The sequence below is a fragment of the Halanaerobium sp. DL-01 genome (assembly GCF_003338615.1).
Lineage (GTDB): Bacteria > Bacillota > Halanaerobiia > Halanaerobiales > Halanaerobiaceae > QPJE01.
Genome location: NZ_QPJN01000042.1, coordinates 1 through 13,510 on the forward strand (window position 1 = coordinate 1; position 13,510 = coordinate 13,510).

Here is a 13,510-nt window from a genome sequence, read left to right on the forward strand (position 1 = left end):
AATACAAAAGGCAAGTTAGAGGATATACTGTTGGGCTAACAGGATTTTAAGCCTGTGGAGATGGTGGGTTACCACTTCTAAGAAGCAGGAATCCTCGTGGGCTTGCCCCGAGGAGGGTCAAAATATGGATAATCAGGATAATATCCGCGAACATCTCAAAAATTTAAAATTAAATAGTATTGATACAAGATCACTTTCTTTTCTGGCATTATTTATTGCCTTTACATCAGTAGCGACATATCTTCATATACCAGGTCCCAGCAGTTCATATTTTAATCTGGGCGAAGTTGCGATTTATACTATAGCATTAACATTTGGAGCAAAAGCAGGTGGTATTGCTGGTGCAGCAGGTTCTGCTTTGATGGATATTATTCTTGGCTATTCTATTTGGTCACCATTTACTTTCCTAATTAAGGGATTAGAGGGATGGGTGGTTGGAAAAATCGGACAGGGTTTTTCTTTTGAAAAAAAAGTATTTGCCATCATACTGGGTGGAAATATAATGATTCTGGGATATGCAGTTGCAAAAGGTTTTTTGCTGAGCTGGGCTGTGGTTCTCCCAGAAATTGGTATTGATTTTGCACAGATGTTGATCGGAGGGGTTCTTTCTCTACCTCTTTCCAGACACCTTGATAATTATTTTAAAAAGTAAATTATTTACAATTAATTGTAAAATATACTTGACTTTACCATTATTTGGAGGTATAATATAAGCAGCAATTACCAAATAATTACAAAAGGTGGTGAAGTCAAATGAAAATTACTGATGTTAGAGTTTTTCCTGTAGATATAAGTGACAGCCTTATTAAGGCCTATGCTTCAATAACTTTTGATGATTCTTTAGTAATAAGAGATATGAAAGTTATTGACGGGAAAAACGGGACTTTTCTTTCTATGCCATCTCGGAGGAAAAGAAATGGTGATTTTCAGGATGTGTGTTTCCCCATTTCTACCAAATTAAGAGATAGTATGGAAAGTGCTGTAATGGATAAATTCTCAAATGAACTGGCAAATGCTCAGTAATATATAATTTTTTCAAACACTGCCTGATCAGGCAGTGTTTTCCTTTTAAAAAGGTTTAAAAAGCGTAAATCTTTTCTATAAATCTCAGCAATCTTGACAAAAGCATTTTTCTCTGTTATACTTCTTACGATTAAAGAACTTATAATGGTATAATAATGCCGGTATGTCTTTAATAATAGATTTGAGGGATAATAATAAATGGAACCATATGTAATGGCAAGTGACCTTTATAAATTTAAACTGGCTTTAATATTAGGCCGCGGCAAAAGATTAAAGAGAGTTATGCGGAGATATCCAACAGAAAAAAAGTTTAAAGCAGCTCCAAGGTCAGATTTAGCTAAATTAATTGGGGTTCAGAGACAATCTGAATTGATAGAACAGCTTTTTTCCCTGGATAGTGTATATAATGAGATGGTTACTTTTCAGCCCAGCCCTTTCTGGAGCAAAAAGCCGGATGCAGAGCTGGTGATGGCAGTTGATACTGAATATTATAAAAGCAAACTGGATATGATTCAATATATAATAATGAAAAAAAATTCTATAAAAAAGGCGGGTATTATTTTTACAAATAAAAAATTGGCACCTTCTGTTAGCCCGGAAGAAGGTGTTGATATTTTGAGAACGATTATAAATAAATATAAGCCTGAGGTGATTGTGGGACATAATTTCAATTCTGATATATCCATATTAGAAACAGCTGCAGCAAGAAGAATACCAGAAATATATCATTATGATGATACAATGGATTTAATGTATTACAGTAATCTGGCTAATATTATTGGAGGGGCAGGTTTAAATAAGGCAGCTGCAAGGATGTTCTCACATAATGCACCTGATCTTGATACAGCTTATTCTGATCTTTCTATCCTTGCTGGATATGGTATCAAAGATGCACTTTTTACTTTATTAATAAGACATTTTATTATGTATGGAGAATTTCAGGCAAAAGAATTTAATTTCAAAATAGATAATATTATTAAAGAGGAAAATAGAGAAATTTTAAATTTAGATAAAGTAAAGTTTTCTTTTGAAGATGAAAGGAGCTATTGATATGTCAGAACTTTTAACAGTTATACTGGCCGCCGGTAAAGGTACAAGAATGAAATCTGACAAAATAAAGGTTTTGCATAAAGTTGCGGGTAAAGCTATGCTCAAACATGTTATATCAGCTTTGGATAGTCTGAAGACAGAAATTGTTTGTGTTGTAGGTCATCAAAAAGATGAAGTAAAAAATGAAGTAAATGGCAGCAGTATTAATTATGTTGTTCAGAACAAACAGCTGGGAACAGGACATGCTGTTAAACAGGCAGAAAGCTATATTGAAAAACATTCTGGACCTGTTGTTGTTCTTTATGGAGATATTCCACTGCTTAGGTCAGAAACTGTACAGTTATTTATTGAAGAACATAAAAATAGTTATTCTGATTTAACTATTATGACTGCAGAACTTGATGACCCAGCAGGGTATGGAAGGATAGTAAAGAACAGTTCTAATATGGTTAAAGAAGTGGTAGAGGAAGATGATGCTGATTTTGAGACCAGAAAAATTACAGAAATTAACAGTGGGGTTTACTGTTTTGATAGTGAATTGCTTGCTGATTTTTTAAAAAATATGAATAATAATAATGCACAGGGAGAATATTATTTGACTGATGCTGTAGAATATGCTTCTCAAAAAAATAAAAAAATAATAACATATAAAATAGATGATCCAGAAGAAATCCTGGGTGTTAATACCAGATTTCACCTTGTGCGAGCAGAAAAAATTTTGCGGAAGAGGACCATAGAAAAACACATGGATAATGGAGTTACAATTATAGATCCAGATAATACATATATAGATTCTGAAGTTGAAATAGGAAAAGATACTATTGTTTATCCCTTTACATATTTAGAAGGTTCTACAAAAATCGGAAAAAACAGTATTATTGGACCTCATTCACGTTTGGTATCTGCAAAAATCGGAGAAAATGTTGAACTCCTTTCACACTCTATTATAAAGGAAAGTTCTGTTGATGATAATACAAAAGTTGGCCCCTTTGCTTATTTACGACCTGGCTGTAGAATTGGTTCTGGATGTAAGGTCGGAGATTTTGTTGAAATGAAGAAAGCTGTTGTTGGAGATACATCAAAAGTTCCGCATCTTTCTTATGTAGGAGATGCTGAAATTGGAGAGCGCTGTAATATAGGAGCGGGTACTATATTTGCAAATTATGATGGCAAAAATAAACATAAAACTAAAGTGGAAGATGATGCTTTTATAGGCAGTAATTCTGTTTTGGTTGCTCCTCTAAAAATTGGATCAGGTGCAAAGACTGGTGCTGGTTCTGTGGTAACAAAAGATGTAGAAGCTGATACCACTGTAATTGGAGTACCGGCTCGTGTATATAAAAAGAAGCAGGATTAATTTTAGGAGGTTTCAAAATGTCAACTTACAGTGAACAACTGAAAATTTTTGCAGGCAATTCTCATCCTCAGCTTGCTCAGGATCTCTGTGACTATCTGGGCACAGAACTTGTAAATAGTGATGTTACCAGATTTAAAGATGGTGAGATTAGAGTAAGAATATATGAAACGGTAAGAGGGGCAGATGTTTTTGTGGTTCAGCCCACCAGTCCACCTGTTAATGAAAATTTAATGGAACTTTTAGTAATAATTGATGCCTTAAGAAGGGCGTCCGCCAGAAGGATTACAGCAGTAATGCCTTATTATGGTTATGCTCGTCAGGATCGAAAAGCAAAACCCAGAGATCCAATTACAGCAAAACTTGTGGCAAACCTGCTTACAACTGCTGGAGCACGCAGAGTTCTGTCAATTGATTTTCATGCATCACAAATTCAGGGATTTTTTGATATTCCAGTGGACCACCTTTATGCAGCACCTATTATGAAGGATTATTTTCAAGAACATGATCTGTCAGATACTATTGCAGTTGCTCCAGATGTGGGTTCAGTAAAGAGAGTAAGATCTTTTGCTGAAGGATTAAATATCCCAATGGCTATTATTGACAAAAGGCGTCCTAAGCCTAATGTAGCGGAAGTTATGAATGTTATTGGTGAGGTTGAAGGTAAAAATGTAATTCTGCTGGATGATATTATTGATACTGCCGGTACTATAACAGCTGCAGCAGAAATTCTTAAAGATAGAGGGGCAAATGAAGTTTATGCATGTGGAACACATGCTTTATTTTCTGGTCCTGCGGTTGGCAGACTTAAAAATGCTCCTATTAATAAGATCATCGTAACAAATACTATAAAGCCGAAAGAAAAATATGAACTTGATAATCTGGAAGTACTGTCTGTTGCACCACTACTCGGAGAGGCTATAGACAGAATTTTTAAAGATTTATCAGTTAGTATACTTTTTTAATAGTTATCTTGTTTTAATACTTGCTCAGGGATATTATTGATGTTATAATAAAGTTTGTTCTGTTTATTTATTAGAAATCTTGTCAGTTGAGAATAGAAACTGGCTTAAAATTTAATTTATGCAAGGAGAGGATAGTCATGGAGAGACATTCTATTAAAGCAGACGTGAGAAATGAAACCGGAAAAGGAGCTGCACGCAAAATAAGGAAAGAGGGATTGATTCCTGGTGTAGTTTATGGTCAGGGTAAAAAACCTAAATCTATTAAACTGGATCCAGGCAAAATCGAAAAAATTCTTCATTCCAATGCTATCTTGGATTTAACATTAGTTGGAGATGAATCAGATGAAGCAACGGTAATTATTAAAGATTATCAGAAAGATGTTATAAAAGGACATCTTCTCCATGTTGATTTTCAATTCATTTCCATGGATGAAAAGATTACAGTTTCTGTACCACTTAATTTAGAAGGTGTGGCAAAAGGGGTTCATAATGGTGGAGTATTACAGCAGCTGCTGCGTGAAGTGGAGATTTCAGCACTTCCTGCAGAAATACCTTCTGAGATTACACTTGATATTTCTGAACTTGAGATGGCAAGTTCATTATCAGTGGCTGATCTGGAAGTTTCTGAAGGAGTAGAAATTGTTACTGATTCTGATGAAGTAATTGTAACAGTTGTTGCACCTACAGAAATTATTGAAGAAGAGGAAGAAGAGGAAGAAGAATTCCTCGAGCCAGAAGTGATTGGAGAAGAAGGCGAAGAAGTTGAAGAAGGCGAAGAAGTAGAAGAAAAATTGGAAGAAGTGGAAGAATAAAACGATATGGAATTAAAGTGCGGTTCTTGGTGGACTGCACTTTACTAAAATATTCGGAGGTTTGGAAAAAGTGAAGGTAGTTGTAGGTCTGGGTAACCCCGGAGAAGAGTATTTTTATACCCGACATAATATTGGATTTCAAATTACTGCAGAACTTGCCCGAAGAAATGGAGTAAAAAAGAGCAGTTATAAATTTGATGGTCTTTATGGTGATTTTAGATTAGGCTCGGAAAAAGTAATTGTTTTTCAGCCAATGAAATATATGAATAGAAGTGGACAGCCAATAATGAAGCTGATAAAATATTTTGATATAGAAAGTGAAGATTTACTTGTCGTCCATGATGATCTGGATCTTGATTTTGGAAAAATAAGATTTAAGAAAAATGGTGGAGCCGGTGGTCATAATGGAATAAAATCGATTATACAGAGGCTGGGGACCGATGAATTTTGCAGACTCAAAGTAGGAATTGGTAGACCTCCGGAAAAAATATCGGTACCTGATTATGTATTAAGCAAATTCAGCAGTGAGGAAAAAGAATTTTTGGATGAAATAATAGCAAGATCAGTGCTTGCAGTTGAATGTATGATCAAGGAAAATATTGATACAGCAATGAATAAATATAATAATTAGCAAGCCCGTACATTTTGTGTAGGGGCTCTTTTTCCATTTCATTAAGGAGTTTAATATTATGCATTTTAGTCAATTATTAAAAAATAATAAAAAATTTACACATATTATAAAAAAAGCAGGAAAAAATAATTTAAATGTTTCAGGCTTATCTGGAAGCAGGGTTTCTTATTTTTTAGGAAATTTTTTACATAATATAAAAAAGGATGTTGTGTTATTAGTGCCTGATAACTATTCAATGCAGAGAATTCATGAAGATTTGCTCAGAATGGTTGATGAGGATAAAATTCTTGTTTTTTCTGATGAGGAAATTTTACCACATGAGCAGCTGATGCCTGATTTAACTACTTTGAGTGAAAGAACTAAAGTGCTCACAGAACTAACATTTGGATATTCAAAAAATGCAAAAATAATTCTTGCTTCAGCAGCTTCTATTATGAGAAAACTACCGCCTAAAACAAGATTTATTGGGAGTAGTGTTACAGTCGAGCCTGAAAAAGAAATCAATTTACAAAAACTTCAAAAAAGACTTTTTGAACTGGGCTATAAGCGTGAGGAAATGGTAGAGGCTCCCGGGCAGTACAGTATTAGAGGCGGAATTATCGACATATTTACTCTATTAAATGAAAATTCTTTTAGAATTGAACTTTTTGGTGATGAAGTTGACTCTATTCGTATGGTTGATCCATCGGCTCAGAGATCGATTGGCAGAGTTGACAGCCTTATTATACCACCATTTGCAAATATAATTACTGGGAAAGAGGAGATAAAAAGAGCAGTTCCTGCAGTTAAAAGAGATTATTCTGCTGCAGTAAGTAACCTGGAGAAAAGAGGACTCAAGGAAGAGGCGGAATATCTGCGCAAAAAGGGCAAAAAAATGTTGGAAAATTTACAGGAAAAACAGCGTTTTCCGGGATGTGAACAGTTTTTACCCTATTATTATAATTTATCATCTGATCTTTTCGATTATCTGGACGAAAATATACTTTTTGTTTTAAGACCTAAAAAGTTTAAACAAAGTGCAGAAAACTTCTATAATGAAGTTTTAGATAATCACAGCAGGCTTGTTGAGCAGGGTGTTATACTGCCGAGCTATATAGATAATTTTATTTCTAATTTGGATATAGAAGAAAAAATATCAGCTAATAAAACAATAAATATTTTATCAGATTTTGATGAAGCAAGTTCAGGCATTAATTTTAATACTAAATCAGTAGAAAATTTTCATTCCCAATTAGAACTTTTTGCTGATAAAATAAAAGAGTATAGAAAGAAAAAATATAAAATTTTAATAACTTTAAATTCTGCTTCCAAAAAACGGCGGATTAGTAAATTTTTACAGAAAAAAGGTCTGGAAATTTCCGATAAAGAAGATGATTTTGAAATTTTAGTACTTCCTAACAGTTTTTCTGAAGGTTTTATATTTAAAGACATAAAACTGGCTGTTTTTAGCGAAAAAGAGGTTCTGGGCAACAAACAGAAAAGAAAGAGAAAAATTGGGGATTTTGAAGATGGAGTTGAAATATCTGCACTTAATGATCTAAAAAATGGTGATTATGTTGTACATGAAAATCACGGAATTGGAAAATATTTAGGTGTCGAAACTCTGGAAATTCAGGGCCAGCATAAAGACTATCTTGTTGTAAAATATGCTGGAGAAGATAAACTATATGTACCAACAGATCAGATTCATCTTGTACAGAAATATATTGGTGCTGAAGGAGGAACTCCTAAACTTTATAAACTGGGAAGCAGTGACTGGAAAAGGGTAAAGCAGAAGGTAAAGAATTCTGTCAAAGAAATGGCTGTTGGACTTTTAGAACTTTATGCAGAAAGGGAAACTCTAAAAGGTTATTCGTTTTCGGAAGATAAAATATGGCAGCAGGAATTTGAGGAATCATTTCCCTATGAAGAAACTCCAGACCAGCAGCAGGCAATAAAAGATGTAAAAAGTGATATGGAATCAGATCGCCCTATGGATCGTCTTCTCTGTGGAGATGTAGGATATGGAAAAACAGAAGTTGCTATTCGAGCCGCATTTAAAGCTGCACTTGACAGCAAACAAACTGCAGTGCTTGTGCCAACTACTATATTGGCTCAGCAGCATTATAATACTTTTGAAGAAAGAATTTCCGAATATCCGGTTAAAGTTGAAATGATTAGTAGATTTAAAACAGCTGCTGAACAGAGAGAAATCCTCAAAAAGGTGAGTAGAGGTGAGATTGATATACTTATTGGAACACACCGCATACTTTCTGGAGATGTTATATTTAATGATCTGGGACTTCTCATTATAGATGAAGAACAGCGATTTGGTGTAACCCACAAAGAAAAGCTTAAGGATTTAAAACGAAATGTAGATGTTTTAACACTGACTGCAACTCCTATACCAAGAACACTGCATATGGCTCTGGTGGGAGTCAGAGATATGAGCCTTATTGAAACTCCGCCAGAAAACAGATATCCTATTAGAACATTCATCAAAGAAGGTAATAGAGAACTGGTAGCAGAAGCTGTTCGAAGAGAGATGGCAAGATCAGGTCAAATATATTTTGTTCACAATAGAGTAGAAGAGATAGAGAAAATAGCTGGAAAACTGCAGAAAATCGTACCAGATGCAAAAATAGCTGTTGCTCACGGTCAGATGAACGAAAAACGGCTGGAAAAAATAATGTATGATTTTTACCATCATCAATTTGATATTTTAGTCTGTACAACTATAATTGAGACTGGTTTAGATATTCCTAATGTAAATACGATAATAATCAATCATGCTGATAAAATGGGGTTGTCACAGCTTTATCAGCTGCGCGGACGAGTAGGCAGAACAGATAGAATTGCTTATGCATATCTCTTATACGAAAAAGAGCGGATATTGCCTGAAATTGCAGAAAAAAGACTTCAGGCAATAAAAGAATTTTCAACTCTTGGATCTGGTTTTAAAATTGCAATGAGAGATTTAGAAATAAGAGGAGCCGGTAATCTTCTGGGGCCAGAACAGAGTGGGCATATAGCTGCAGTAGGGTTTTCACTTTATACAAAACTGCTTGAAGGAACAATAGAAGAGCTTAAAGGTCAGGAAAAGGACCAAGGTTCAGAAGTAGAAATTGATTTAAATATTGATGCATATATTCCTGATGATTATATAAAATATGAAGCGCGCAAAATTGAAATTTATAAAAAAATTCGCAGCATAAAATCAGAACAGCAGGCACTAGAAGTAATTGATGAATTAATAGATCGATTTGGAGAACCAGCTGTGGAAGTAATGCGGTTAATAAATGTAGCCAGGCTTAAAATTATAGCAAAAAAAATCAATATTATCCAAATAAAACAGGAAGGTAAAGTTGTAAGCTGTAAATTTCGAGATGCTGATTCTGTAAATGGAACCCAGCTGGTGGAATTCAGCAATTTATACAGAAGAAAAGTAAAAATCAAAGCAGCAAAAAATCCTCAGCTGATACTTAAAATTTCTACTGACAGAGAGGTTGATAGGATTTTATTAAAAATGCTGAAAGATTTTCAGAATATAGATCTGGATTAGGAAAAGGGTGTAGCTTATGACTAAAAAAGGTGGCCGCAGTTTTATTAAAGGAGCTGTAATTTTAACAGGAGCAGGCCTGCTGGCAAGAGTAATGGGTTTTGTTTATAGAGTTATTTTAACACGTATAATTGGAGCCGAAGGAATGGGTCTGTATCAGATGGCCTATCCAATTTATACAATTTTACTTGTTGTATCTAGATCAGGTATACCAATTGCTCTTGCAAAATTGATTGCAGATAGAATAGCATCTGACAGAAAAAAAGAAGCATACAGAATATTTATTGTAGCAAGACGAATGAGTTTTGTTATTGGCCTAGTTGTATCAATTATTATGGCTGTACTTGCCAGACCGCTTATTAACCTGCTTTCACTTGATCCACGATCATATTATGCAGTTTTAGCTATTTCGCCTGCTATATTTGTTGTATCGATTATGGCTGCATATAGAGGCTTTTTTCAGGGAATGCAGGATATGGTTCCTACAGCATTATCTCAAATTATAGAGCAGTTTATTAGAATGTTTACCATGATAACTCTAGTTTTAGTTCTTGTTAAATATGGTCTTAACATTGCAGCAGCAGGGGCAAGTTTTGGTGCTGTGACTGGAGCAGCTGCTGGACTATTAGTACTTATTTTTATATATTACAGACGAAGACGAAAAATATTTTCGTTTTTAGATTCTGGTATAGATAAGACATCAGTCAATTCAATGAGTATTGTAAAAGATATTTCCCGGCTGGGTATTCCTATTACTTTGGGAGCACTGGTTTTACCGCTGATGAATCTGGTAGATTTAATTTTTGTTCCAAATCGCCTTCAAACTGTCGGCTTTGCTGTTGAAGAGGCAACGACATTATATGGTATGCTTTCAGCTGTTGCTATGCCTCTGGTTAATTTTCCAACAATTATTACTGTTTCAATGGCAGCTAGCCTGGTTCCAGCCATTTCAGAGGCATATTCTCTTCAGGATAATTTGCTTATCAGAAAGAGAACCCAGACTGCTTTGAGGCTGGCTGTTTTAATTTCTCTACCTGCTTCAGCCGGTTTATTTTTAATGGCAGAACCCATTACAGATATTGTTTTTTCGGAAATTGGTGCAGCAGTTCCACTGCGTTTTGTTGCATGGGGAGTATTTTTTATAGCACTACAGCAGACCACTTCGGGAATTTTAAATGGTATAGGCCGCACATCAGTACCGGCAAAAAACCTGCTTATAGGGGCATGTGTTAATGGTATTATTAATTATACTTTAACGGCCATACCTGAATTTGGGATTCGTGGTGCAGCACTGGGTACCACTACTGGATTTGCAGTTGCAGCGCTTTTAAATTTATTTTCTGTAAAAAAAGAAACCGGCTTTAGAATTAATTTTTCTGAACTAATTTTAAAACCGCTTTTCTCAGTTCTAATTATGTCAGCATTTGTTAAATTGTTTTTTCCATTTTTAAAAATGCTCCTTGCAGGTCAGAGTATTTACCTTTCATATCAGATTTCTACATTTATAATCATCGGTGCAGCAGCAGTTATTTATTTTATCACTCTTTTAATATTGAAGGAAATCAAGTATAATGACATTGCAGTGATACCTGTAATAGGTAAAAAGATAGCTGAAAGATTAAAACAACTTGGACTGGTAGGTGAAAAGAATGGATAAAAGTATTGAAAATAAAATTTTATATGAAGTTAAAAAACTTGTAGAAGTTATGGAAATTTTGCGGGGACCGGATGGATGTCCCTGGGATAGGGAGCAGGATTATTATTCTCTTAAAGAAAATATAATTGAGGAAGCATATGAGGTTGTTGAAGCTCTGGAGGAAAAGAATATTGAAGCATTAAAAGAAGAGCTGGGAGATCTACTGCTTCAGGTAATATTTCAGGCACAAATTGCTCATGAAATTGGTGACTTTGATTTGGGCGATGTAAGCAGGATTTTAAGGGAAAAACTAATAAGAAGGCACCCCCATGTTTTTGCAGATACTGATGTAGAAAATGCAGAAGAAGTTCTTATTAAATGGGAAGAAATAAAAAAAGCGGAAAAAGAATCAAACAATAATTCATTGATGGAAGATTTAAATCAGGGGCAGACAGCTCTTAATCAGTCATTTGAAATCCAGGAAATTGCTGCAGAAGTTGGCTTTGATTGGAATGATATTAATTTAGTGATCGAAAAAATAGAAGAAGAATTAGAAGAAACTAAAGCAGCACTATATAAAAATGAGAAAAATAAATTAGAAGAAGAGATAGGCGATCTGCTGTTTTCTGTTGTTAATCTAGCCCGATTTAAAAATATTAATCCAGAAATATCACTTTTGAAAACTATTTTAAAGTTCAAAAGCAGATTTAAATATATTGAAGAGCAGATAAATTTAAATAAGGGAAATATAAATGATTATTCATTAGAAGAACTTGATAAACTTTGGGATAAGGCCAAAAAAATTTGAGGAGGAGAAAAATTGAGATTACATAAAAAATTAACTACATTTATAATCTTATTAGCAGTATTACTTACTGTAATTCCATCAGTAGAGGCTTTTGATGTGAGTTTAGAATCTGCTATTCTAATAGAAGCAGAAACAGGTCAGCATCTTTTTGAAAAAAACATTAATGAAAAGCTGCCTCCTGCAAGTATAACAAAAATAATGACTTTATTAATAGCAATGGAAAAAATTGAAGAAGGGACAATCTCTCTTGACGATGAAGTTACAATAAGTAGATTTGCTGAATCTATGGGAGGATCCCAAATATTTTTAGCTGCTAATACAAGAGTCAAAATGTCCGATCTACTAAAAGCAGTTACTATAGCATCTGCTAATGATGCAAGTGTAGCAGTTGGAGAAGCTATTGCAGGAACTTACAGCAATTTTATTTCAATGATGAATGAAAAAGCTAAACAGCTCGGAATGGATGACACCAACTTTGTAAATTCAACTGGACTTCCTGATCCATCTGGAGAGCATTATTCAACAGCAGAAGATATTTCAATTATGGCCAGAGAACTTGTAAAATATGATCAGGTTTTAGAATGGGCATCAATATGGGTGGATCATATTCAGCTTCCAAATAGAGAAGCAATGCTGGTTAATACCAATAAACTTATTAAATCATATCCCAGTATGGATGGATTAAAAACTGGACATACTGATGAGGCAGGATACTGTCTTGTTGCAACAGCGAAAAAAGGTGACAGCAGATTAATATCTGTGGTTTTAAAAGGTGAATCACAATTAGAAAGAGAAGAAGCTACAATAAGATTGCTCGATTATGGATTCAATAGTTTTTCTAAAAAACAGATGGCTAAAAAGGGAGATAAGATTCAGAATATACGGCTTCCTGGTGGAGCTAAAAAGGTTATTGAAGGAGAAGTGGCAGAAAACTTTTATGTTATGATTCAAAAAGGTCAGGAAAATTCTCTGCATCAGGAAGTTAAAGTAGATGAATTAACTGCACCTGTGAATAAGGGAGAAAAAATCGGTACACTTACAGTTTATCAAAACGACAATATTATTGGTGAAGTGGATGTTATTGCTGCTGAAACTGTGAAAAGGGCTAACTTTATTGTAAGAAGCTGGAGAGGTTTAATTGGATTTATTACTGGTTTTTTTAATTGAATCTGATAGTGATAAAAAAAATTCCTGTAAAGACAGGAATTTTTTTATGTAAAATAAGTCTTCAAAAATTATAGCATGTATAAATATAATATTCAAAAAAATCTTATTTTTATTTTTTTCTTGACAGCACGTTAATATAATGTTAGTATACTAAATGCTGTCAGGAAATTTAAATTATTTGTTCTGAGATTTTTTAAAATTTCTAGTTAGAGATCCCTTGACAAAGAAGAGATAGCATGGTATGATAATAAATGTCGCTAAAAAGAAGTATAATAAAAAAACAGCGGCTAAAAAAATTAAAATCAGCCCTTGACATAAAGATAAAGGGGTGATAAGATATTAAATGTCGCCGAGAAAAACAGGTGACAAAAAAGGACTCAATGTCCTAGCAAGGCACCATCCATTTTGTACTATAGAAGAAGGTGCGCGACGGACTCAATGTCCTAGCAAGGCACCATCCATTTTGTACTATAGAAGAAGGTGCGCGACGGACTCAATGTCCTAGCAAGGCACCATCCATTTTGTA

Annotated in this window: 11 protein-coding genes; all 11 read left to right on the forward strand. The window is 34.3% G+C overall.

Translation table 11 applies throughout. From position 1 onward, the window contains the following. Nucleotides 1-124 precede the first annotated feature (124 nt). The 11 genes from DER71_RS10820 to DER71_RS10870 all read left to right on the forward strand — a co-directional run bounded on the left by DER71_RS10820 (nt 125) and on the right by DER71_RS10870 (nt 12,984). A complete protein-coding gene (locus DER71_RS10820; RefSeq protein ID WP_114458926.1) occupies nt 125-652 on the forward strand; it encodes an ECF transporter S component in 528 nt (175 codons plus the stop codon). Nucleotides 653-753: 101 nt separating this feature from the next. After that, nucleotides 754-1,023 carry a SpoVG family protein gene (locus DER71_RS10825; protein ID WP_114458927.1) on the forward strand — a complete coding sequence of 90 codons (270 nt, stop codon included), beginning with the start codon at nt 754-756 and terminating at the stop codon, nt 1,021-1,023. 198 nt (nt 1,024-1,221) lie between these two features. Continuing rightward, a complete protein-coding gene (locus tag DER71_RS10830) occupies nt 1,222-2,073 on the forward strand; it encodes a hypothetical protein (RefSeq protein ID WP_114458928.1) in 852 nt (283 codons plus the stop codon). Between the two features lies 1 nt (nt 2,074). Beyond that, nucleotides 2,075-3,430 (forward strand): bifunctional UDP-N-acetylglucosamine diphosphorylase/glucosamine-1-phosphate N-acetyltransferase GlmU, encoded by a 1,356-nt coding sequence (gene glmU, locus DER71_RS10835; protein ID WP_114458929.1) that lies wholly within the window; start codon nt 2,075-2,077, stop codon nt 3,428-3,430. A gap of 17 nt (nt 3,431-3,447) precedes the next feature. Next, the gene (locus tag DER71_RS10840) at nt 3,448-4,392 is read left to right on the forward strand and encodes a ribose-phosphate pyrophosphokinase (protein ID WP_114458930.1); all 945 of its coding nucleotides are present in this window, start codon (nt 3,448-3,450) and stop codon (nt 4,390-4,392) included. Between the two features lie 137 nt (nt 4,393-4,529). Further along, on the forward strand, nt 4,530-5,204 hold the full coding sequence (locus DER71_RS10845) for a 50S ribosomal protein L25 (RefSeq protein ID WP_114458931.1): 675 nt from the start codon (nt 4,530-4,532) through the stop codon (nt 5,202-5,204). A gap of 70 nt (nt 5,205-5,274) precedes the next feature. Then, nucleotides 5,275-5,835 (forward strand): aminoacyl-tRNA hydrolase, encoded by a 561-nt coding sequence (gene pth, locus DER71_RS10850; RefSeq protein WP_114458932.1) that lies wholly within the window; start codon nt 5,275-5,277, stop codon nt 5,833-5,835. Nucleotides 5,836-5,893: 58 nt separating this feature from the next. Then, entirely contained in the window at nt 5,894-9,376 is a 3,483-nt protein-coding gene (mfd, locus tag DER71_RS10855) for a transcription-repair coupling factor (RefSeq protein WP_114458933.1), read from the forward strand. 16 nt (nt 9,377-9,392) lie between these two features. Continuing rightward, nucleotides 9,393-11,030, forward strand: a complete 1,638-nt coding sequence (locus DER71_RS10860; protein ID WP_199505619.1) for a polysaccharide biosynthesis protein — start codon at nt 9,393-9,395, stop codon at nt 11,028-11,030. Beyond that, complete coding sequence (gene mazG / locus DER71_RS10865; protein ID WP_114458934.1) at nt 11,023-11,817, forward strand: nucleoside triphosphate pyrophosphohydrolase; 795 nt, start codon at nt 11,023-11,025, stop codon at nt 11,815-11,817. The genes DER71_RS10860 and mazG overlap by 8 nt, the downstream gene beginning before the upstream one ends. Nucleotides 11,818-11,829: 12 nt before the next feature. Beyond that, complete coding sequence (locus DER71_RS10870) at nt 11,830-12,984, forward strand: D-alanyl-D-alanine carboxypeptidase family protein (RefSeq protein WP_114458935.1); 1,155 nt, start codon at nt 11,830-11,832, stop codon at nt 12,982-12,984. The last annotated feature ends 526 nt before the right edge of the window (nt 12,985-13,510 follow it).